The organism is Campylobacter gastrosuis (assembly GCF_030249845.1).
In the GTDB taxonomy this organism is placed as follows: domain Bacteria; phylum Campylobacterota; class Campylobacteria; order Campylobacterales; family Campylobacteraceae; genus Campylobacter_A; species Campylobacter_A gastrosuis.
The window spans coordinates 1-20,150 of record NZ_JANURM010000008.1 but is presented as its reverse complement, the minus strand read 5'-3'; the positions used below and the strand labels follow the sequence as shown (position 1 = coordinate 20,150).

The following is a 20,150-nucleotide window of genomic DNA, read 5'->3' as shown; positions in this document are numbered from 1 at the left end:
TTTTCAGATTAAAATTTACAAAGCAAAACGCTTTAAAAATATTTGCCAATGCTATTAAAAGAGTAAAATTCAAATAAAATTTGCAAAACAAACGGCTAAAAATCAGCTAACCTTGCCTTTTGAAATTTTGCTTTTTGGAGTTTTAAATAAAAATTTTAAACTAATCTTGCTAACATTTTTAATTTTTAGCCGTTTATGTTTGGATTTAAAATAAAAATTTAAAGATAAAAAACACTTTAAAAAGATTTGTTAGCATTATTAAAAGAGCAAAATTTCAAGACAAACGATTAAAATAAGCAAAATTAGCCTTTTAGGTTTTGGTTTTTCAAATAAAAATTCATAAAAAAACAAAAAAGCAAAATTATCTAAGCATTTTTAAAACGTAGTTGCGGCTCCCCCCCCCCATATTTTCGGCGTTCGTTTGCATCATATACGCCATATTTAGCACGGCACAAATCACATCGTAGGTGTAGGGTTGTCTTAAAATAATGACATCATTTTTAATCTTATCATCAAGAAAATCATCGTTATCGCAGATTGCAATTATGCTAAATCCCTTTATTTTTTTGTATTCTAAAATTTGCTCAAACTCAACCCTGTTATCAATTATTTTTTTGTATAAAAATACCAAATTTGGGCGGTAAATTTTATCTTCTATGTGCATTTTTAGCACTGCAAAATCGTGTTTTGGCTTGACATCTATGCCGATATTTTTTAGCTGATTTGTTAAAATTTTAAAGCCCTCATCATCGCTGTAAGCGATAACTGCCTTATATTTTTTTATATCCTCGCTTTTTAGCCCCAAAGGCTCAACACTATTTTGCGTAAGCCCCATACCAAAATCAAGCGTAATCTCATCTCGTGCTATTAACATACTCACTTTTAGCTCGCTAGCTGCTGTTCTTGCGATTTTTAGGTAGTTCTCATTTAGCCTGTCAAGCTTTTGGTCTATCTTAAAATTCACGCGAAAATAGACCATCTCTTTTGTGTAGTTTGTGAGTTTAAAAGAGATTGTGAGCTTTGTGTTTCTTGTTGAGTATAAAAATGTCTTGGCACAATACTCAAAAACCTTAATCACACCAGCCATATTTGCCTTAAATTTTCTAGGATAAGTCGGCAGGTAGTCAAAAAGTATCTTGTTGCCAGTCGTAAAGCCATCGTAATACAATGCTTCAAGCAAGAAATTAAGTCCAGTTACTAAGTCAAAATTTTTCATATTATCACCATCGCATCGCCGTAAGAGTAGAAGCGGTATCGCTCATCTATGGCAGTTTTGTAAATTCTCATTGTTTCTTCAAGTCCGATAAAGCTAGCCACTAGCATTATTAGCGTTGATTTTGGCAGATGAAAATTTGTAAGCAGATAATCCTGCCTTATTGGTCTATTGTTTGGGTTTAAAAAAAGCTCACAGCTACCGCTTAAAATTCCACTTCTTTTATACCACTCAACGCACCTAGTCGTGGTCGTGCCGACCCCTAAAATCGGCGTTTGGGAGTTAATTATATCGGCTGTTTTTTGCGGGATTTGATAAAATTCGCTGTGAATTTTATGCTCGTTTATGTTTTCACACTCAACGCCCTTAAAAGTCCCAGCTCCAACGTGAAGCGTAATGTAGGCACTTTGATGAGATTTCTCAATTTTTTTAAGCATATCTTCTGAAAAGTGCAAACTAGCAGTCGGAGCAGCCACTGCACCGCTATTTATGGCAAAAATGCTCTGATACCAGCTCTCATCATCTTTGGTATCAGGGCGTTTTATGTATGGTGGCAGTGGGACGTGTCCGATAGTTTCAAGCTCTAAAAATAGGGCTTGGTTGCTTAAAATTTCGCCATTTTTATAAAATTTCACGACCCTTGTGCCATCATCACAGAGCTTTAAAATTTCAGCACTAACGCCGTTAGCAAAATTTAAAACGCTACTAACGCCTACTTTGCCACGCACATAAGCACTAAAATTAGCGTCGCCAAGCGGTTGATTTAGCATAATCTCACAAGCACCACCGCTTGATTTTTTGCCTAAAATTCTAGCCTTTATCACCTTTGTGTCGTTAAAAATCACAGCACAATCTGGTAAAATTTCAGCCAAATCGCCAAATTTTAAATGCTCAATCTTGCCATTTTTTTTGTGATAAACAAGCAATTTTGCCGCCTCTTTTGGCATAATCGGAGCGTTTGCAATTAGCTCTGGTGGCAAAAAATAGTCGTAGCTAGAAAGGGCGTTTATATCACTCATCGTCTGAATTTTCATTATCTTTTACGGCTGGATTTATCTTTTTTGCAATGTAGATTGAAATGGCATAAAGTCCGATTAGTGGGAATGCCATTAAAAGCTGTGAGATGACATCAGGTGGCGTTACGACGGCGGCAAAAACGAAGATTAAAACGATAGAGTGGCGAAAGTATTTTTTTAGCATCTCATCATCAACAAGTCCGATTTTTGCTAGAAAAAATGTGATTACAGGTAGCTCAAACGCCGCTCCAAACGCAACAAGCAACTTCGTAAAAAAGCCCACGTATTCGCCAATGCTAGGCAGTGCTGTAAATAATTTACCGCCAAATGCGATTAAAAATTCAAACCCAAGCGGTATAACAAGATAGTAACAAAACGAAGCACCGACTAAAAACATAAGTGTGGCTGAGATTACAAATGGGATTACATATTTTTTTTCATTATCATAAAGTCCGGGCGCTACAAATAGCCAAAACTGCCAAAAAATCACTGGCAAAGCCACGATAAGTCCAGCAAAAAATGCGACCTTCATCGCTGTAAAAAAGACCTCTTGCACCTGCGTAAAGATAATCTCGCTACCACTTGGCAGAGCTGCTTTTAGGGGTGCGCTCATCCACGCTAAAATCGGCTCCCAAAAGGCAAAACACGCCAAAAACGCCACAATCACACTAATAATGCTAATCGTTAATCTCTTTCTAAGTTCAGCAATATGCGGTTTTAACTCCTCAAACATCACGCCTCTTTCTTATCAGTCAGGCTATCTTTTATCGCTTCGCCGACCGCTTTTGTGGGATTTTGCACAGCTTCTACGCTTTTTTTGACGCTATTTAGGCTCTCATCAATGCTAGATTTTGCGTCGCTCATGCCCTTTTTAAGCTCATCAAGCTCTTCAAATGTGAGCTTTTTTCGCACGTTTTGTGTCGTTTTTTCAAGGCTCTCTTTGTATTTTTTAGCGTCCTCTTTTAGCTCGGCGATTTTCATCTCTTGGTCAAAACTTGACTTTGCGTCATTTATGCTTTTTTTAACGCTTTTAAACATTTTTGCAATGCTTACCATTGTTTGAGGCAGTTTATCTGGACCTAAAACAAGCACGGCTACAACGGCGATAAGAACGATTTCAGGTAGGCTAATACCAAACATTTTTTACCCTAATTTTAAATTTAAAAATAGCCATTTTAGCCTTATTTTTCTCAAAATTTTATAAATCCTAGCTATCGTTTGAGATAAAAAGTGCAATCTCATCGGCTAAGAGAAAATTTTTAACGTAAAATTTGCCATTTTTTTGGCTGATTTTTTTGCTTTTTGCTAAAAATTCTGCGTTTTTTAACGCACTCTCATCAAGCCTATTTTTATCAATCCCAGCAATGCTCCTAGCACCTAAAAAGATATGTTCTAGCATTAAATCCCTGTCGCTTAAATTTTCAACCTCTTTAAGCGTTGGATTTTTTATGTAATCTTTTAAATTTTTAGCAGCGTAGTGGCGTTTTTTATCGTAAAATCCGACCGAATAAGCACCAACGCCAATATACTCATCGCCTTGCCAGTAGCCAAGATTGTGTTTGCAAATTTTTCCAAAATTTGAGATCTCATACTGCTTAAAACCGCTTTTTTCAATCTCGCTAATTAAAAATTTAGCAAAATACGCGCTATCTTTTTTATATTCATCTTTTTTTGCAAATGGCGTGTTTTCTTCAAGCGTTAGCGAGTAGGCACTAATGTGCGTAACGCCAAGCTCTTTTATGCTTAAAATCTCTTTTTCTAGCCGTTTTTTGTTATCAAGCCTTGTTGAGTAGATTAAATCCACGTTTATATCGTTAAAACCGGCTATTTTTGCATTTTGCACGGCGATTTTGACGTCGTTTGCTCCGTGTGTCCTGCCAAGCATTTCAAGCTTATCGGCAAAGAAGCTTTGAGCCCCAAAACTTATGCGATTTACGCCTAAATTTCGCATACCTAAAAGCCAAGCAAGTGAGGCTGAGTTTGGGTTTGCTTCGGCTGTAATCTCGCAATCTTCTTGTAAAAACGGCTTAAAAATTTCAAATAATTTTGTGTAAAAATTAAAATCAATCACGCTTGGCGTGCCTCCGCCTATAAAAACGCTTGAAAATTTTGGATTTTTTAGTGCTTTTATTTGGTGGTTTAAATCATCGCAAAGTGCGTTAAAATAATCATTCGCTAGTGATTTTTCGCCTACAACAGAGCCAAAGTTGCAGTAAGGGCATTTACTTTCGCAAAATGGGATATGTATGTAAAGTAACACGATTAGCCTTTAAAATTTTTTACGATATTTTAACATAAAAATTTATTCGCACTTGATAAAGGTTTAAAATTTATTTCGCTAAAATCTCGCAAAAATTATAAATTTAGGTTAAATATGCAAAAGAGATACAGACCAAATGTCGCTGCTGTCGTGCTGTCGCATAAATACCCTTTAAAGTGTGAAATTTTCATCGCAAATCGCACGGATTTAAATGAGGTTTGGCAGTTCCCACAAGGTGGCATTGATGAGAATGAAAGCCCAAAAGAGGCACTTTTAAGGGAGCTAAAAGAGGAGATAGGCACTGATGATGTCGTGGTTTTAGATGAGTATCCAGAGTGGCTAAGCTACGACTTCCCAAGCGGTGCTAGTAAAAAAATGTATAACTATGACGGACAAACGCAAAAGTATTTTTTAGTGCGTTTAAACGCTGGGGCAAGGATAAATTTAAACACCAAGCACCCCGAGTTTAGCAGGTATAAATTCGTAAGTGTTAAGGATGTTTTAGGCGATATTAACAACTTTAAAAAGCCAATTTACACAAAAGTTTTAACTTATTTTAAAGAGAAAGGATTTTTTTAATGTTAATCGTTCAAAAATTCGGCGGCACAAGTGTTGGCACACTTGAACGTATTGAGGCTGTCGCAGATAGGGTGATTGAGACTAAAAAAAGCGGTGCTGATGTCGTCGTAGTCGTATCTGCGATGAGTGGCGTGACAAACCAGCTAGTTGAGTATGGAGAGCATTTTAGCAAAGACCCAAACGGCATTGCTATGGACTTGCTTTTAAGCTCTGGTGAGCAAGTTACCACGGCGATTTTAGCTATCGCGCTAAATGCAAAGGGCTATCCAGCAGTTGGTTTAACTGGTGCTATGGCTGGAATTTACACCGATGAAGTGCATACAAAAGCAAGGATAGAAAATATAAACACAGCTAGGATTAAAAGCGAACTAAGTAGCGGTAAAATCGTAGTTGTTGCTGGATTTCAGGGCATTACAAAGGGTGGAGATATTACCACACTTGGGCGTGGTGGGTCTGACCTTTCAGCTGTTGCCTTGGCTGGGGCTTTAAATGCTGATTTATGCGAAATTTTTACCGATGTTGATGGCGTTTATACGACTGATCCACGAATAGAAAAAAAGGCTAAAAAACTAGCTACGATTAGCTATGATGAGATGTTAGAATTAGCAAGTGCTGGTGCAAAAGTGCTTCAAAATCGCTCTGTTGAACTGGCTAAAAAATTAAATGTAAAACTCGTAACAAGAAGTAGTTTTAACCACAACGAAGGCACATTAATAACTTTGGAGGATAACAATATGGAGAAGGTTTTAGTAAGTGGCATAGCATTAGATAAAAATCAAGCAAGAGTAACGCTAAGAGGCGTGATTGACAAGCCGGGCATTGCGGCTGAAATTTTCACTGCACTTGCAAAGAAAAATATAAACGTTGATATGATAATCCAAAACGTAGGACAAGACGGCACTACAAATTTAGGCTTTACCGTGCCTCAAAACGAGCTTGAACTAGCCAAAGACACGATGAGCTCGCTCTCGGCTGCAAAGCACGTTGAGTATGATGACGCCATTGTAAAGGTTTCAATTATTGGCGTTGGTATGAAAAGCCACAGCGGAGTGGCTTCACTTGCCTTTGAAACTCTTGCACGTGAGGGCATAAATATCCAAATGATCTCAACAAGCGAGATAAAACTATCAGTAGTCGTAGATCAAAAGTATGGCGAGCTAGCTGTGCGTGTGCTTCACGACGCTTACGAGCTTGATAAGTAATGCAGGAATTTATGAAATGGACGCTTGATGCGATCCGAAAAGAGGGAATTTCTATGAACTGGATGGAGGAAAGGCGTGTTGAGTGGGCTTTGCTTCTAGCACCACGCCTAAAACACCTGCTAAATGGCAAGACGTTTATAGTAATTACCGATGAAGATAGGTCGTGGTTTGAGACCTATCTTTTAAAAAACATAAACAAACCGGGACTTCTTAGACCGCTTTTGCCATTTGTAAGCCTAAAATCGTTCTATCCAAACGCCGATGAGCTTACTTCAAAGGAGCAAATTTTACTGCTTGAAGATATGCTAAGTATCGCTTTGCCAAACGGCTATGTATATTTTTATATCGGTAAAAGTAGCTCAAAACGTGCCGATATCGCAAAGCTAAATGATGATAGCTATATGTGGCTCTTTGATGAGCAGATGCAAAATAGCTTCTATTTAAGCTCAACTGATGAAAATTTAGACACAAAACTTCTGACGCTTTTTAAGCTTTTTAACAAAAGCATTGACGCTACGTTGTTTGCGGAGATCTCTTTTTGATTAGTAAAATCGTAATTTCAAACGATTTTATGGGCTTAAAGTCCGAGTTTGAAAGCGAGTTTAAGCACAACGTGAAATTTTTTATTAGCGATGATTTTTTGATTGAAAACGCACAAGCCCTAATCAAAGAAGCCTATATCGCTGAAAAAGATGAGAAAATGCTAGTCGTTATGGCAAAAAGTTTTCGCATTGAGGCACAAAATAGCATTTTAAAAATTCTTGAAGAGCCACCTAGAAATATATTTTTTACAATCGTTTCGCCGAGCAAAAATTTGCTTTTACCTACGATTAGGTCGCGACTTAGTGTTACGAATTTACTCACAAAAAGCGAAAGGACAAAGAGCGGACTTAATCTAAAACAGCTTGATTTAAAAGAAATTTACACATTTTTAGATGAAATTTCAAAAAAAGAGCAGACCGATGAGCTTGGCAAAAACGAGCTAAAAGAGCTGGTTAGTTCTATCATTTTTGAGGCGATTAATCTTGGGTTTAAATTTAGCCAAAACGAGCTTGAATACTTTTACAAACTCGTTCATCTTTGCGAATTAAACGCAAAATCGCCACAAATCCTAACTCCACTTTTGCTTACGATTTTAAGAAAGGGCAGAGTTTGAAATTTTATAAGATAAACGAGAAGTCAAATTTTGATGAAATTTGCAAAAGTATCGCTGCAAGCACGGCTGGTGTGAATATAATGCGTGAAAAATCAACGCTAAATTTCATCTACATTAAGGATATAAAATCCCCAGCGGCAAATATTTTAAAGCAAGACGCGCTTAGCGTTGGGGCTGATTTAGTAACGCATAAAGATACGATTTTTGGGCGTGAAATGCTATCAAACGCACTGCTTATTGGCTCAAATGCACAGCTAAAAATTCTAGCTAAAAAAGAGAAGCTTCAAGATTTTGGGCTTAAAAATTTAGCCGATTTTTTAGCCCAAAGCTTTAAAAAGCCAAGCAAACCTGAAATTATGGGCGTTTTAAACATAAACGATGATAGTTTTAACGAGGCAAGCCGTGTTGATACAAAAAGCGGTATAGAAAAAGCCATAAAGATGATAGAGCAGGGTGCAAGCTACATTGACCTTGGCGGAGTTTCAAGTCGTCCCGGCAGTGAGTATTGTGGGCGTGATGAGGAGTTTAGGCGGATAAAGGATATCGTAGCTGAAATTTGCAGGCAAAATTTGCACGAAAAGGCGAAATTTAGCCTTGATAGCTTTGATGAGTATTGTCTTGAATACGCCCTAAATCACGGCTTTAAGATGATAAATGATATAACGGCAAATCCAAATTTGGCTCATCTAGCCAAAAAATATGACGCCCAGTTTTGCCTAATGCATATGCAAAATGACCCAAAAACTATGCAAAACGCCCCACATTATGATGATTTAATCGCACAGATTGATGAGTTTTTTAAAGAAAAAATAGAAAAATCACTTGCAAATGGAGCTAAAAATTTAGTCCTTGATGTTGGCATTGGCTTTGGCAAAACCCCACAGCACAATATGATTTTAATCAAACATTTAGAGCATTTTACGCATTTTGGCTATCCACTTTTAGTCGGTGCAAGTAGAAAATCGGTTATAAATTTCTACCACAAAAGCGAGGTTAAAGATAGGCTCTCTGGCTCGCTTTATCTGCACCTAAAATCTTACGAAAATGGCGCAAGTATCATTAGAACGCACGATGTTTTTGAGCATTCACAGCTTTTTAACTTGCATTTGGCTTATGAAAGCGAGAATTTATGGTAAAAAAAGATTACGAAAAGGCGATTGAAACGCTAAATTTATGGGCAAAGGCGTATTACACCGATGACGCTCCACTTGCTAGTGATGCCGAGTATGACGCGCTTTATCACGCAGTTTTGGAGTATGAGGCAAAAAATCCAGCCGATATTTCGCTATTTTCGCCCACTTCTAGAATCGGCGGTGCTGTGAGTGAGAAATTTAGCAAGGCAAATCACATTAAACAAATGTGGTCAATGGAGGATATTTTTGATAAAAACGAGCTAAATGCGTGGCTAGGGCGTGGCGACAAACATCGTTTTAGCTTTGTAACGCAGCCAAAATTTGACGGCGCTAGTCTAAATTTACTTTATGAAAACGGCGTTTTGGTTCGTGCTATCACTCGTGGGGACGGCGTGGTTGGCGAGGACGTGACGCTAAATGCAAAAACTATCGCCTCAATCCCTTTAAAAATAGATTATAAAGACCAGATTGAAATTCGTGGCGAAGTCGTCATCACAAAAGGCGATTTTGAAGCCATAAACAACGAACGCGCCAAAAATGGCGAGAGCTTGTTATCAAACCCACGAAACGCCGCCGCTGGTAGCCTTAGACAGCTTGATAGTAGCGTCACAGCAAAGAGAAAGCTACTTTTTGTGCCGTGGGGCGTGGGGGCAAATACGCTTAAATTTGAAAAATACAGCGAGATTATGGAGTTTGTCCGCTCACTTGGCTTTTACTCTGATGATTTTTTTAAAATTTGTAAAAACGAAAGTGAGATAAACACCGCTTACGACGAGCTTTTAAGCCTAAGGGATAAAAAAGAGATTTTAATGGATGGTTTGGTAGTTAGGATTAACGAGCTAGAAAGCGAAGCAGAGCTTGGCTATACCGTTAAATTCCCAAAATTTATGGTCGCTTTTAAATTCCCAGCCATTGAGCAGACCACACAGCTTCTTGACGTGGCGTTGCAGGTTGGGCGAAGTGGAGTGGTTACGCCAGTTGGGGTGCTTAGCGAGGTCGTTATTGACGGCGCTAGGGTAAAATCTGCCACGCTTCATAACTTTGATGAAATTGAGCGACTTGGGCTTAAAAAGGGCGATTTTGTGGGCATTATCCGCTCAGGCGACGTCATCCCAAAAATCACAAACGTTTTTAAAGACCGCCGAAGTGGCTCTGAAATGCCAATTCTTCGCCCTACACATTGCCCAGAGTGTGGTTCACATCTGCTTGATGAGGGCGTGTTTGTAAAGTGTCAAAATTTAGAGTGTAAATCGCGCGTGATAAACTCAATAATCTATTATGCTTCAAAAAAATGCCTAAACATTGACGGGCTTGGCGATGCGATAGTTACGCTACTTTACGAGCGTGGGCTAATTGCAAAGATAGCCGACATTTACGCTTTAAAATTTGATGATTTAATCAAACTTGACGGCTTTAAGGATAAAAAGGTTCAAAATTTACTAAATGCGATACAGGCTAGTCGTGGCGTTAGTTTATGGCGATTTATCAGCGGTCTTGGCTGTGAGCATATCGGCGAAGTGGCTGCTAAAAAGATAGAAAACACCTTTGGCGATGAGTGGATTAATGCGAAATTTGATGAAATTTTAGCCATTGACGGCTTTGGCAAAGAGATGGCACAAAGCTTCGTTGAGTTTATAGAAGTTAATAAAACTTCAATCATAAATTTGCTTAGCATTGTCCGCCCAGTCGCACAAAAGCTTGAAATTGTAGGCTCGGCAATAACTGGCAAAACCTTTGTAATCACTGGCACGCTCTCACGCCCAAGAGATGATTTTAAAATGATTATTGAACAAAACGGCGCAAAAGTTAGTGGCTCGGTTTCAAAAAAAACCGACTTTGTTTTAGCTGGACTTGAAGCTGGTTCTAAGCTTGAAAAGGCAAACGAGCTTGGCGTAAAGGTGCTAAGCGAGAGCGAGTTTTTTGCACTTTTAGGCGAGCAATGAGAGCTGATTTATACGTAGCAAACGCCCTAAATATCAGCCGAAACAAGGCAGCAGAGCTCATCAAAAATGCTAAAATTTTAGCAGATGATAAGCCTTTAAAAAAGGTAAGCGATGAGCTAGAAAACGCCAAAATAACGCTACTTGATGATGTTTTTGTAGGTCGTGGAGCATTAAAGCTTAAAGGCTTTTTAGACAGCTTTGATTTTGAAATTTCTGGCAAAAAGGCACTTGATATTGGCTCATCAACTGGCGGATTTATGCAAATTTTGCTTTTAAATGGCGTTAAAAGCGTGGTTGGTGTTGATGTTGGCACAAATCAGCTTGACGCACTTTTAAGGGCTGATGATAGGGTTAAAATATACGAAAACACCGATATTAGGGAGTTTAAAAGCGAGCGTAAGTTTGAGCTTATCACGGCTGATGTTAGCTTCATCTCGCTAACGCAAATTTTAAAATTCATTGATGATTTAGCCTTAAAAAACGCCACGATAATCTTGCTTTTTAAGCCACAATTTGAGGTTGGCAAAGATATAAAACGAGATAAAAAAGGCGTGGTCGTTGATAAAAAAGCGATTGCCTTAGCAGAGCGAAATTTCAGGCTTGAAACGGCAAAATTTGGCTGGATTTTAAAAGAGACAAAAGAGTGTGAGCTAAAAGGAAAGGAAGGAAATGCCGAAATTTTCTACGCTTTTAACAAAATCTAACATAACAGCCGTTGCAATTGGGCATTTTGACGGAGTGCATAGGGGGCATAAACAGCTTTTAAAGCACCTTGGCGAGTTTGGCGGACTTGTTGTGATTGATAAAAATAAGGCGAATTTGACGCCAAAACTAAAACGCGCCGAGTATTCAAACTACCCTTGCTTTTTGTATGATTTTGAGGCGATTAAGGATTTAAGTGGCGATGAATTTATCGCACTTTTAAAGCGTGATTTTAAAAATTTATCCAAAATCGTGGTCGGCTATGACTTTCGTTTTGGCAGAAACAGAGCGTGGGATAAGCACGATTTAAAGCGGATTTTTGACGGCGAAGTGGTCGTGGTTGATGAGTATTGCTTTGATGACAAGGGCGTTCATAGCTCTACGATTAGGGAGCTAATCAAGCTTGGCGAGGTAAGAGAGGCGAACAAACTTTTAGGGCGTGAGTATTCAGTTGAAGGGCAGGTCATCTCAGGGCAGGGGCTTGGTAAGAGCGAGCTGGTGCCGACGCTAAATTTGGAGCTTTATGGCTATTTGCCCCCAAAGCCGGGCGTTTATGCCACACGCACAAAGATAGCAAACGCCACTTACGGCTCGGTTACCTTTGTTGGCAACCGCATTAGCACGGACGGCGCATTTAGTGTTGAAACGCACGTAATTGGGCTAAATTTAGAACAAACCCCACGAAGTGTGGCTGTGTGTTTTGTGGCTAGACTTCGCGATAATATGAAATTTCAAAGCCTAAGTGAGCTAAAAACACAAATCCTAAAAGATATAAAAAACGCAAATGAATTTACTGGGTATTGTGAGTTAAATTTATGAGCAAGGCAAAAAGTCGCCAACTTCTTGGCGACGAGCCGAAGCGTTCTGCTTGCAGTTGCGAACGGAGTGAAGCAAAAAGAGCGAAGCATATCGCAAAGCGATGCGTAGCGACCAAGACATTTTAAAACGCTACAAATTAGCGTTTTGCGAGATTGCGAAAAATGGTAACGCCAACTGCTCATCAACGAGCCGAAGCGAAAGAGCGAAGCATATCGCAAGGCGATGCGTAGCGACCAAAACATTTAAAACGCTACAAATTAGCGTTTTTTAAGATTGCAAAAAATAGTAACGCCAACTGCTCATCAACGAGCCGAAGCGATAAAACCTTAATGTAAAGAGAATAAAATGACACCAAAAGATAAAATTTTTACAAAACCGATAAAAAAGCAGTTTGAGTTTGATGAGGCGGTTGTGTCGGTTTTTGATGATATGATTGGGCGAAGTGTGCCGTATTACGGCGTTTGTGTGGATTTGATAACTCAAATTTTAGCTAAAAATTTAGCTAAAAATGCAAGCGTGATTGACCTTGGCTGCTCAACAGCGACCACGCTTTTATCAATACACGAAGCAAGAAGTGACCTTGTTTTAAGCGGTATTGACAGCTCAGAAGCGATGATAAAAACGGCAAAGGACAAGGCACAAGCTTATGGCGCAAAACTAAATTTAGAGGTTGGCGACATTTTAGAGTGTGAAATTTCTGGCTTTGACGCCGTGCTTTTAAACTACACTTTGCAATTTATCCGTCCGATAAAAAGAGCCGAGTTCGTGGCTAAAATTTACAATTCATTAAACGAAAATGGGATTTTTGTATTTAGCGAAAAGATAATTTATGAGGATAAAAAATTTGCAAAAAATATGATTGAAATTTACGAAAATTACAAGCAATTGCAGGGCTACTCGCGCTACGAAATCGCTCAAAAGCGAGAGGCACTTGAAAACGTGCTAATCCCATACACCGAAGATGAAAACCGCACTTTGGTGCTAAATGCTGGATTTAAAAGGGTTGAGAGCGTGTTTAAGTGGGGGAATTTTATGAGTTTTGTGGCATTTAAGTAGTTGCACGGATAATCCGTGCAAATTTTACTTATCTCTGATATTTAGTTCGCTAATTAGCTTAGAGTAAGCAGTATAGTTTTTGTTTTTGAAGTATTTTAGCAGTCTTTTTCTTTGACCTACTAATTTTAAAAGACCAAGTCTTGATGAAAAGTCTTTCTCAAATACTTTTAGGTGCTCTGTAAGCTCAGCAATGCGAGCTGTTAAAAGTGCTATTTGCACCTCTGGCGAACCAGTGTCGCCATCTTTTCTAGCGAATTTCGCAACTATTTGTGCCTTTTTAGCCGAATCCAAAGCCATTTTAGACCTCCTGATTGGTAAGATTAAAAAGGGCGATTATAGCAAAGAAAACATAAAATAAGCTAAAATTTCACAAAAAAGTAAGAAATTTTTGTTTAATCAAAAATCTAGCAAATTTTTACTAAAATACAGCCCAAATTTATTAAAGGATACTATGTGCTTTTTACAAAAGCTAGCGAATACGCACTGATTTCGCTGATTTTTATCTCGCAAAAAGATGAGCCAGTTGATGTTGATACGATGTCAAATGAGCTAAAAATTTCAAAGAGTTTTTTGGCAAAAATTTTACAATCTCTTGCAAAAGAGAAAATTTTAAACTCATTTAAGGGTGCAAACGGCGGTTTTTCACTGGCTAAAAACCCTGAAAATTTAAGCATAAAACGCATAATTGAGTGCGTTGAAAAGCGACCGATGAGCGTTTTTGAGTGTTCTAGCTCAAAGAGCGACTGCCCCTCAAAAAAGGCGTCAAGCTGTCAGATTTGGTCTATGTTTAACCTGCTTCAAAACCGCATTGACGATATGCTTGATAACATAACGCTAAAAGATATAACTCAAAAAAATGGCTAAACAGAAAATTTTAACCCTAGTCGTGCCGTTTTTAGCGCCGATTTTAAAATTTAAAAGTCTAAGCATTGTGGGGCTAATAATGGCAATACTAGCCATTATTATCGTGCCTTTGCCTAGCCCAGTTTTGGACTTTTTCTTAGCACTTTCAATCGCAATTTCGGTGCTAATTATCCTAATCTCAATCTACGTGCCAAAGCCAACAGATTTAAGCACCTTCCCCACGCTAATCCTGATAATAACGCTATTTAGGCTGTCATTAAATATCGCTACAACTCGTATGATTTTAAGCGAAGGACACAATGGTCCAGAGGCTGTAAGCGATATAATTGCCAGTTTTGGCGAGTTTGTCGTTGGCGGTAATTACGTGATAGGCATTATCGTTTTTTGTATTTTGGTGCTTATAAATTTTATGGTCGTTACAAAGGGTTCAACTCGTGTTTCAGAGGTTCAGGCGCGTTTTACGCTTGATGCGATGCCTGGTAAGCAAATGGCAATTGACGCTGATTTAAACGCTGGATTAATTGATGAAAAGACCGCAAGAGAGCGTCGTCAAGCAATCATCGGCGAGGCGAATTTTTACGGCGCTATGGACGGCTCGTCAAAATTCATAAAAGGCGACGCCGTTGCTGGTATTATTATCACGATTATAAATATTATCGGCGGATTTGCCATTGGCTCGTTTCAGTTTGGACTTGATATGGCGACTTCTGCTCAAAATTATACAATCCTAACGATAGGCGACGGCTTAGTTAGCCAAATCCCAGCACTAATCACATCAACTGCCACTGCCATAATCATCACGCGTGCTAGCAAAGATGATGATAACTTCGCAGAAGGCACTCTAAAACAGCTCTTGGGCGATTATAAAACGCTATTTATTGTTGGATTTATCATCTTTGTTTTTGCCTTAGTGCCTGGTTTGCCAACACTTTCGCTTGGATTTATCGCGCTGATTTTTTTAGGACTTGGCTATATGGTTAAACAAGCAGAAGGCGGACTTTTCATCCCAAGTGTCAGCACTCAAAGTCAAGCCCAGCAAGGCGGACAAGCCCAGCCACAGCAAGGCCCAGCCACAGCAAAACCAGCCAAAAAGAGCGATGAAGAGATAGCAAGAGAAGAAGAAACAAAAATAAATGATATCTTAAAGCTTGAAATTTTAGAGCTTGATTTGGGTTATGGGCTTTTAAAACTTGCCGATGTTGATTTGATTGAGCGAATTCGTGCTATGCGTAGAAATATCGCAACTCAACTTGGATTTTTAATGCCAAAAATTAGAATTCGTGATAATTTACAGCTCCCACCAAACGAGTATCGCTTCAAGCTAAAAGGCATAATCATCGGTCAGGGCGAAATTTACGCCGATAAATTTCTAGCTATGGATAGTGGGTTAGTTAGCGAGGATATTGAGGGAATTCCTACAAAAGAGCCAGCATTTGGACTTGACGCGCTTTGGGTTGATGCTGGGGTTAAAGAAGACGCCATTTTAAGCGGTTATACGATAGTTGATCCAGCCAGTGTCATCTCAACTCATATGAGTGAGCTAATCAAGCAAAACGCTGCCGAGCTTCTAACTCGCCAAGAGACACAAAACCTGCTTGATAAGGTTAAAAACGACTATCCAGTAATCGTAGATGATGCCCTAAAAGTCGCAAGTATCGGACTTATCCAAAAGGTGCTTAAAGCCCTGCTAAAAGATAATATACCGATTAAAGATATGCTTAGCATTCTTGAAGCACTTAGCGATATTGCAGAAGTTAGTAAAAATTTAGATTTGATTATTGAGCACGTTAGAGCTGCCCTTGCTAGGGTTATTACCTCGCTTTATCTTGATGAAAAGGGCGAACTTAGCTTTTATATCTTTGAAACAAGCGTCCAGCAGCGTTTGCTTGACGCTGTGCAGTATAAAGACGGAGCGTATCATTTGATGATAAATGTCGCTCAAACATCATCAATCGTGGCAGCGCTTAGGGAGCAACGCCAAAAGCGACCAATTAGCCAAATGGGTGCGATGATAATATGTGTTGAGCCAAGTTTAAGAAAATTTATAGCCGATATCGTGGCTAATTTTAGCATTGACATTGTCGTGCTAAGTTTTGCTGAAATTTCGCCAAATACGCCGTTTGAAACGGTTGGCGTCATTGAAGTGCCAAATTTATAAAACAAGGATAATTATGAAATTTTTTCACCTTTCACACACCGATTTAGACGGATACTCTTGCCAATATATCTCAAAATTTTACCTTAAAAATGGTATCTATTTAAACTCAAATTACGGCAGAGAGATTGATGAGAAATTTAATCAAATTTTAGCCCAGCTTGATGATGAAAAGGCTCTTATTTTAATAACCGATCTTAATTTAACAAAAGAGCAATGTGCGGATTTTGAGAGCAAACTAGCAGATAAAAACGCCAAATTATTCTTGCTAGATCACCACCAAAGCGGTGCTGAGTGTGCTAGTGAGTTTGGCTGGTATTTTCTAGATAGCGCTAGGAGTGCTACTAAAATTTGCTACGATTTTTTCTCAAAAATGTTTAAACCAGACGAGAGTTTGTCGCTCTTTGCTGATGTTGTAAATTCTGTTGATATTTGGCTAAAAGATAGTAAGTATTTTGAAATGGGCAAGGTCTGCCTTGGACTTATAGCAAATGCAAAGGATATAAACAAAACTATGTTTGAGGAGCAAAACTCGCTTTATATGTTTCATTTGCTTGAAAATGCGCGTAAATTTTTTAATGAAAAAAACGACTACATCGGGCTTGATATGGCGATTCACGGCATAAAAAAGGAGTTTTTTAAAGCGGACGTTGATGATACGTTAAGTAATCTAATCTCAAACTACGTTGTTAAAATTTTAACCCAAAACGCAGATAAATTTGAGATAAGATACAACGAATTTCGTGGAATTTTAACCTACAATATCGGCAACACTTCTGTAATTGGCAACGACTTTTTGGTTGCAAACCCAGATTTTGACTTTTTTATAGACATCACAAATAAAAAGACGATGAGTTTTAGGGCAAATGGCAAGGTTGATGTAAGCCTAATGGCTAAAAATTTAGTCGGCGGTGGCGGACACGTAAATGCAAGTGGCGGTATGTTTGCAAATTTTAAAGACGGCTATGATTATGAAACGATAAAATCGCAAGTCGTTGAGCTAATTGATAAAAAGACAAAGGAGAGCGTATGAAAGAAAATGATGTGAGCGTTGAGGAGCTTAGCTACGAGCTTAGCGTAGTTTTAGAGGGACTTTTATACTACGCTGGGGTTAAGAAGTCAAAGCTTGAAGAGGCGGCTGGAATTTATGTAGAGTGCATTGATGACGCGCTAGAAAACTCAAATTCGCAAGGCGTTGATGAGGTTATTGAGATTGTTGAATATATGAAAAAACACCACACAAAACTATTTAAGGAGTAAAAAATGAAGAAAATTTTAATTGCAGGTTTGGCATTTACGGCTTTAATGGCAAATGAGAACTACCAAAAAGCGCAAGAGCAGTTTATGGCAAAGGACTATTTAAACGCCTACACTAGCTTTAACAGAGCGTGTGGCGAGGGTGTGAAAAAGGCGTGTTCGATGAACGCTATAATGCTTTTTAACGGGGACGGCGTTAAAAAAGACTACGCACAAGCGGAGAGAATTTTTACTAAAATGTGCGATGAAAACGAAGCTATGGCGTGTTCAAAACTAGCTGAAATGCACGCTTATGGCTTAAATCAAGACGGCAAAAAAGATGAGCAAAAGACCGAGTTTTTATTTAAAAGAGCTTGCTCTCTTGGCTACACAGCAGCTTGCAATGTGCTTGGTAGGTAAGCGTTATGAGCTATGAACGCAAAGATTTGCTTGGACTTAGAGAGCTTGAGACGGCTGAAATCTTATACTTCTTAGACAAAGCAAAGGAGTTTAAAGAGCTAAATTTGCAAAGCGTAAAAAAGTGCGATTACTTGCGTGGCAAGACCACGATAAACGCCTTTTATGAAAACTCAACACGCACCAGAACTAGCTTTGAGATAGCTGCAAAAAGGCTGGGCGCGGACGCTGTAAATTTTAGCGCTTCAACTTCAAGCGTAAAAAAGGGCGAAACGCTAATTGACACCATAAATAATATGTCAGCGATGAAAACCGATATCATCGTGCTTCGCCACCCAAGCTCGGGAGCTGCCAAACTTGCAGCGGCTAACACGGACGCAAGTATCGTCAATGCAGGGGACGGCTTAAATGAGCATCCTAGCCAAGCCCTGCTTGATCTTTTCACACTTCGTGAGTTTAATAAAAGCCTAGATAAAAACACCAGCGTGGCAATCATCGGCGATATCGCAAGATCTCGTGTGGCACGCTCAAACATTTGGGCGATGAGAAAATTTGGCATTGACGTCCGCCTTTTTGCACCAGCAATGATGATGCCAAAGGATGCACACGTTTTTGATTGCAAAATCGCAAAAACTATGGAGGAGGCAGTCGAGGGCGTTGATGTGATTATAATGCTTAGAATTCAGCTTGAAAGGGCTGACGGCGACGTGGCATTCCCAAGTAGCAGGGAGTATTCAAAATTCTTTGGCTTAAATAGGGCTAGGGCGGATTTAGCTAAAAAAGATGCGATTATCCTTCATCCAGGGCCAATAAACCGCGGTGTTGAGCTAAACTCAGACGTGGCTGATGGCGAAAAAAGCGTGATACTAAATCAGGTAGAAAACGGCGTAGCCGTGCGTATGGCAATCCTTGCTACACTAGCACAAAATAGGGGGTAGTGATGAAAATTTTAATTAAAAACGGCGTTGTAGTAAATTATGACGGCACAAAAAAGGCAAATGTTTTAATTGAAAATGACAAAATTATCGCCGTAGGAGATGAAAATTTTGGCGCCGATTTAGAGATTGACGCTTCAAATAAGCTTGTAATGCCGGGTCTTATTGATATGCACGTGCATTTTAGAGATCCTGGACTTGAATACAAAGATGACATCATCAGTGGCTCAAAGGCTGCCGTAGCTGGTGGCGTGACTACTTGCCTACCTATGGCAAACACAAATCCAGTAAATGATAACGCTAGTATCACACGCGCGATGATACAAAAGGCAAAGGAGTGCGGGCTAATTGATCTATTACCAATCGGAGCTATCACAAAATCGCTAAATGGCAACGAAATCGTTGAAATGGGCGATATGTGCGAGGCTGGGGCGGTTGCGTTTAGCGATGACGGACTGCCAGTATCAAGCTCGGCTGTGATGAGAGCAGCACTTGAATACTCAGCCCAGCACGGCAGTTTTTGCATAAGCCACTCAGAAGACTGCTCACTTTGCAGACAGGGCGTTATGCACGAGGGTGCGGTTTCAGCGATATTAGGGCTTAAAGGTATGGCTCGTGAAAAAGAAGAAATTTCAGTAAGCCGTGATATGCTACTAGCAAAGCTTACTGGCGGACACGTGCATATCGCTCACGTAAGCTCGGCGTATTCGCTAAAAATCATACAAATGGCAAAAAATGACGGCATAAAAATCACCTGCGAAGCTACGCCTCATCACTTCACGTTTAGCGATGATGAAATTTTAGCAAACGCATACGATACAAATTTTAAAATGTCGCCACCACTTCGCGAGATTAGCGATGTTAAGGCGATTAGAGAGGCTTTAAAAAGCGGACTAATTGACGTAATCGCAACAGATCACGCCCCACATCACACAGATGAGAAGTGCGTGGAGTTTGATAAGGCTCCATTTGGTATCATCGGACTTCAAACGCTAGTGCCTTTAACGCTAAGATTGGTTGATGAAAACGTCATAAGCTTAGAGCAAATGGTAGCCCTAACCTCAAAAAACCCAGCCAAAATTTTAAAGCTAGATAACAAAGGCGAGATAAGAGCTGGATTTTTAGCCGACATTGCGATAGTTGATCCAAATTTAGAGTATGTTTATGATAAAAAGCTAAACAAGTCAAAATCCATAAATTCCCCATTAATTGGTAAAAAGCTAAAAGGTATGGCTGTTAAAACTATAAAAAGCGGTCGTGTCGTTTGGGACTTTTACGCCTAAAATAAAGCGGAGAAATCCGCTTTTCTTAAATTCTTTAAAATTTTTACATTTTTTTCTCTAAACCCCTAAACGTTTTTTTTTTTTTGCCGATTTGGGTTTTAACAAGCAAAAAGCTTGAAATAAAACTTAAAAGGATACACAATGAGTTTTCGCATTAACACGAACGTAAATGCCCTAAACA

23 protein-coding genes are annotated in these 20,150 nt (G+C 39.2%); 17 read left to right on the top strand and 6 right to left on the bottom strand.

Translation table 11 applies throughout. From position 1 onward, the window contains the following. Positions 1 to 361 precede the first annotated feature (361 nt). The 5 genes from NYG85_RS07045 to hemW form a co-directional block, all read right to left on the bottom strand. Positions 362 to 1,216: a hypothetical protein gene (locus NYG85_RS07045; RefSeq protein ID WP_284937778.1), complete on the bottom strand. Its 855-nt coding sequence runs from the start codon at positions 1,214 to 1,216 to the stop codon at positions 362 to 364. Then, entirely contained in the window at positions 1,213 to 2,232 is a 1,020-nt protein-coding gene (queA, locus tag NYG85_RS07040; protein WP_284937839.1) for a tRNA preQ1(34) S-adenosylmethionine ribosyltransferase-isomerase QueA, read from the bottom strand. The genes NYG85_RS07045 and queA overlap by 4 nt, the downstream gene beginning before the upstream one ends. Further along, positions 2,225 to 2,962, bottom strand: coding sequence for a twin-arginine translocase subunit TatC (gene tatC / locus NYG85_RS07035; protein WP_284937777.1), 738 nt, complete (start codon positions 2,960 to 2,962; stop codon positions 2,225 to 2,227). Before tatC ends, queA begins: the two co-directional genes overlap by 8 nt. Next, positions 2,962 to 3,369: a Sec-independent protein translocase protein TatB gene (tatB, locus tag NYG85_RS07030; RefSeq protein WP_284937776.1), complete on the bottom strand. Its 408-nt coding sequence runs from the start codon at positions 3,367 to 3,369 to the stop codon at positions 2,962 to 2,964. The genes tatC and tatB overlap by 1 nt, the downstream gene beginning before the upstream one ends. Positions 3,370 to 3,436: 67 nt before the next feature. After that, positions 3,437 to 4,489 carry a radical SAM family heme chaperone HemW gene (gene hemW / locus NYG85_RS07025; RefSeq protein ID WP_284937775.1) on the bottom strand — a complete coding sequence of 351 codons (1,053 nt, stop codon included), beginning with the start codon at positions 4,487 to 4,489 and terminating at the stop codon, positions 3,437 to 3,439. Between the two features lie 114 nt (positions 4,490 to 4,603). On the opposite strand from hemW, the gene NYG85_RS07020 reads away from it, so the two are divergent. The 10 genes from NYG85_RS07020 to cmoA all read left to right on the top strand — a co-directional run bounded on the left by NYG85_RS07020 (position 4,604) and on the right by cmoA (position 13,079). Continuing rightward, the gene (locus tag NYG85_RS07020) at positions 4,604 to 5,068 is read left to right on the top strand and encodes an RNA pyrophosphohydrolase (protein WP_284937774.1); all 465 of its coding nucleotides are present in this window, start codon (positions 4,604 to 4,606) and stop codon (positions 5,066 to 5,068) included. Further along, positions 5,068 to 6,270, top strand: coding sequence for an aspartate kinase (locus NYG85_RS07015; protein ID WP_284937773.1), 1,203 nt, complete (start codon positions 5,068 to 5,070; stop codon positions 6,268 to 6,270). The genes NYG85_RS07020 and NYG85_RS07015 overlap by 1 nt, the downstream gene beginning before the upstream one ends. After that, positions 6,270 to 6,812 carry a HobA family DNA replication regulator gene (locus tag NYG85_RS07010; RefSeq protein WP_284937772.1) on the top strand — a complete coding sequence of 181 codons (543 nt, stop codon included), beginning with the start codon at positions 6,270 to 6,272 and terminating at the stop codon, positions 6,810 to 6,812. Before NYG85_RS07015 ends, NYG85_RS07010 begins: the two co-directional genes overlap by 1 nt. After that, positions 6,809 to 7,426 carry a DNA polymerase III subunit delta' gene (locus tag NYG85_RS07005; protein WP_284937771.1) on the top strand — a complete coding sequence of 206 codons (618 nt, stop codon included), beginning with the start codon at positions 6,809 to 6,811 and terminating at the stop codon, positions 7,424 to 7,426. Before NYG85_RS07010 ends, NYG85_RS07005 begins: the two co-directional genes overlap by 4 nt. Further along, the gene (gene folP, locus NYG85_RS07000; RefSeq protein WP_284937770.1) at positions 7,423 to 8,562 is read left to right on the top strand and encodes a dihydropteroate synthase; all 1,140 of its coding nucleotides are present in this window, start codon (positions 7,423 to 7,425) and stop codon (positions 8,560 to 8,562) included. Before NYG85_RS07005 ends, folP begins: the two co-directional genes overlap by 4 nt. After that, positions 8,556 to 10,502: an NAD-dependent DNA ligase LigA gene (gene ligA, locus NYG85_RS06995; protein WP_284937769.1), complete on the top strand. Its 1,947-nt coding sequence runs from the start codon at positions 8,556 to 8,558 to the stop codon at positions 10,500 to 10,502. The genes folP and ligA overlap by 7 nt, the downstream gene beginning before the upstream one ends. Continuing rightward, positions 10,499 to 11,206, top strand: a complete 708-nt coding sequence (tlyA, locus tag NYG85_RS06990; protein WP_284937768.1) for a 23S rRNA (cytidine-2'-O)-methyltransferase TlyA — start codon at positions 10,499 to 10,501, stop codon at positions 11,204 to 11,206. The genes ligA and tlyA overlap by 4 nt, the downstream gene beginning before the upstream one ends. Then, entirely contained in the window at positions 11,172 to 12,023 is an 852-nt protein-coding gene (locus tag NYG85_RS06985) for a bifunctional riboflavin kinase/FAD synthetase (protein ID WP_284937767.1), read from the top strand. Before tlyA ends, NYG85_RS06985 begins: the two co-directional genes overlap by 35 nt. A gap of 100 nt (positions 12,024 to 12,123) precedes the next feature. Then, positions 12,124 to 12,294 carry a hypothetical protein gene (locus NYG85_RS06980; RefSeq protein ID WP_284937766.1) on the top strand — a complete coding sequence of 57 codons (171 nt, stop codon included), beginning with the start codon at positions 12,124 to 12,126 and terminating at the stop codon, positions 12,292 to 12,294. Between the two features lie 74 nt (positions 12,295 to 12,368). Then, positions 12,369 to 13,079 carry a carboxy-S-adenosyl-L-methionine synthase CmoA gene (cmoA, locus tag NYG85_RS06975; RefSeq protein ID WP_284937765.1) on the top strand — a complete coding sequence of 237 codons (711 nt, stop codon included), beginning with the start codon at positions 12,369 to 12,371 and terminating at the stop codon, positions 13,077 to 13,079. Positions 13,080 to 13,103: 24 nt separating this feature from the next. Here cmoA and rpsO read toward each other — a convergent pair whose 3' ends face one another. Beyond that, positions 13,104 to 13,376 carry a 30S ribosomal protein S15 gene (gene rpsO, locus NYG85_RS06970; RefSeq protein WP_284937764.1) on the bottom strand — a complete coding sequence of 91 codons (273 nt, stop codon included), beginning with the start codon at positions 13,374 to 13,376 and terminating at the stop codon, positions 13,104 to 13,106. 156 nt (positions 13,377 to 13,532) lie between these two features. On the opposite strand from rpsO, the gene NYG85_RS06965 reads away from it, so the two are divergent. From NYG85_RS06965 to NYG85_RS06935, 7 genes are read left to right on the top strand one after another with little or no spacing between them, the layout of a single operon-like run. Further along, positions 13,533 to 13,943 carry an RrF2 family transcriptional regulator gene (locus NYG85_RS06965; protein WP_284937763.1) on the top strand — a complete coding sequence of 137 codons (411 nt, stop codon included), beginning with the start codon at positions 13,533 to 13,535 and terminating at the stop codon, positions 13,941 to 13,943. Next, positions 13,936 to 16,101: a flagellar biosynthesis protein FlhA gene (gene flhA, locus NYG85_RS06960; protein ID WP_284937762.1), complete on the top strand. Its 2,166-nt coding sequence runs from the start codon at positions 13,936 to 13,938 to the stop codon at positions 16,099 to 16,101. The genes NYG85_RS06965 and flhA overlap by 8 nt, the downstream gene beginning before the upstream one ends. Positions 16,102 to 16,114: 13 nt before the next feature. After that, on the top strand, positions 16,115 to 17,131 hold the full coding sequence (locus tag NYG85_RS06955; RefSeq protein WP_284937761.1) for a DHH family phosphoesterase: 1,017 nt from the start codon (positions 16,115 to 16,117) through the stop codon (positions 17,129 to 17,131). After that, the gene (locus tag NYG85_RS06950) at positions 17,128 to 17,358 is read left to right on the top strand and encodes a hypothetical protein (RefSeq protein ID WP_284937760.1); all 231 of its coding nucleotides are present in this window, start codon (positions 17,128 to 17,130) and stop codon (positions 17,356 to 17,358) included. Before NYG85_RS06955 ends, NYG85_RS06950 begins: the two co-directional genes overlap by 4 nt. A gap of 3 nt (positions 17,359 to 17,361) precedes the next feature. Continuing rightward, positions 17,362 to 17,754 (top strand): tetratricopeptide repeat protein, encoded by a 393-nt coding sequence (locus tag NYG85_RS06945; protein ID WP_284937759.1) that lies wholly within the window; start codon positions 17,362 to 17,364, stop codon positions 17,752 to 17,754. 5 nt (positions 17,755 to 17,759) lie between these two features. After that, a complete protein-coding gene (locus tag NYG85_RS06940; RefSeq protein WP_284937758.1) occupies positions 17,760 to 18,689 on the top strand; it encodes an aspartate carbamoyltransferase catalytic subunit in 930 nt (309 codons plus the stop codon). A gap of 2 nt (positions 18,690 to 18,691) precedes the next feature. Next, on the top strand, positions 18,692 to 19,969 hold the full coding sequence (locus NYG85_RS06935) for a dihydroorotase (protein WP_284937757.1): 1,278 nt from the start codon (positions 18,692 to 18,694) through the stop codon (positions 19,967 to 19,969). The last annotated feature ends 181 nt before the right edge of the window (positions 19,970 to 20,150 follow it).

Bases quoted from the DNA above. Each gene is read 5' to 3' on its own strand.
- NYG85_RS07045 (WP_284937778.1), bottom strand. From the start codon at position 1,216: ATGAAAAATTTTGACTTAGTAACTGGACTTAATTTCTTGCTTGAAGCA.
- queA (WP_284937839.1), bottom strand. From the start codon at position 2,232: ATGAGTGATATAAACGCCCTTTCTAGCTACGACTATTTTTTGCCACCA.
- tatC (WP_284937777.1), bottom strand. From the start codon at position 2,962: ATGTTTGAGGAGTTAAAACCGCATATTGCTGAACTTAGAAAGAGATTA.
- tatB (WP_284937776.1), bottom strand. From the start codon at position 3,369: ATGTTTGGTATTAGCCTACCTGAAATCGTTCTTATCGCCGTTGTAGCC.
- NYG85_RS07020 (WP_284937774.1), top strand. From the start codon at position 4,604: ATGCAAAAGAGATACAGACCAAATGTCGCTGCTGTCGTGCTGTCGCAT.
- NYG85_RS07015 (WP_284937773.1), top strand. From the start codon at position 5,068: ATGTTAATCGTTCAAAAATTCGGCGGCACAAGTGTTGGCACACTTGAA.
- NYG85_RS07010 (WP_284937772.1), top strand. From the start codon at position 6,270: ATGCAGGAATTTATGAAATGGACGCTTGATGCGATCCGAAAAGAGGGA.
- ligA (WP_284937769.1), top strand. From the start codon at position 8,556: ATGGTAAAAAAAGATTACGAAAAGGCGATTGAAACGCTAAATTTATGG.
- tlyA (WP_284937768.1), top strand. From the start codon at position 10,499: ATGAGAGCTGATTTATACGTAGCAAACGCCCTAAATATCAGCCGAAAC.
- NYG85_RS06985 (WP_284937767.1), top strand. From the start codon at position 11,172: ATGCCGAAATTTTCTACGCTTTTAACAAAATCTAACATAACAGCCGTT.
- NYG85_RS06980 (WP_284937766.1), top strand. From the start codon at position 12,124: ATGCGTAGCGACCAAGACATTTTAAAACGCTACAAATTAGCGTTTTGC.
- cmoA (WP_284937765.1), top strand. From the start codon at position 12,369: ATGACACCAAAAGATAAAATTTTTACAAAACCGATAAAAAAGCAGTTT.
- rpsO (WP_284937764.1), bottom strand. From the start codon at position 13,376: ATGGCTTTGGATTCGGCTAAAAAGGCACAAATAGTTGCGAAATTCGCT.
- flhA (WP_284937762.1), top strand. From the start codon at position 13,936: ATGGCTAAACAGAAAATTTTAACCCTAGTCGTGCCGTTTTTAGCGCCG.
- NYG85_RS06955 (WP_284937761.1), top strand. From the start codon at position 16,115: ATGAAATTTTTTCACCTTTCACACACCGATTTAGACGGATACTCTTGC.
- NYG85_RS06950 (WP_284937760.1), top strand. From the start codon at position 17,128: ATGAAAGAAAATGATGTGAGCGTTGAGGAGCTTAGCTACGAGCTTAGC.
- NYG85_RS06945 (WP_284937759.1), top strand. From the start codon at position 17,362: ATGAAGAAAATTTTAATTGCAGGTTTGGCATTTACGGCTTTAATGGCA.
- NYG85_RS06940 (WP_284937758.1), top strand. From the start codon at position 17,760: ATGAGCTATGAACGCAAAGATTTGCTTGGACTTAGAGAGCTTGAGACG.
- NYG85_RS06935 (WP_284937757.1), top strand. From the start codon at position 18,692: ATGAAAATTTTAATTAAAAACGGCGTTGTAGTAAATTATGACGGCACA.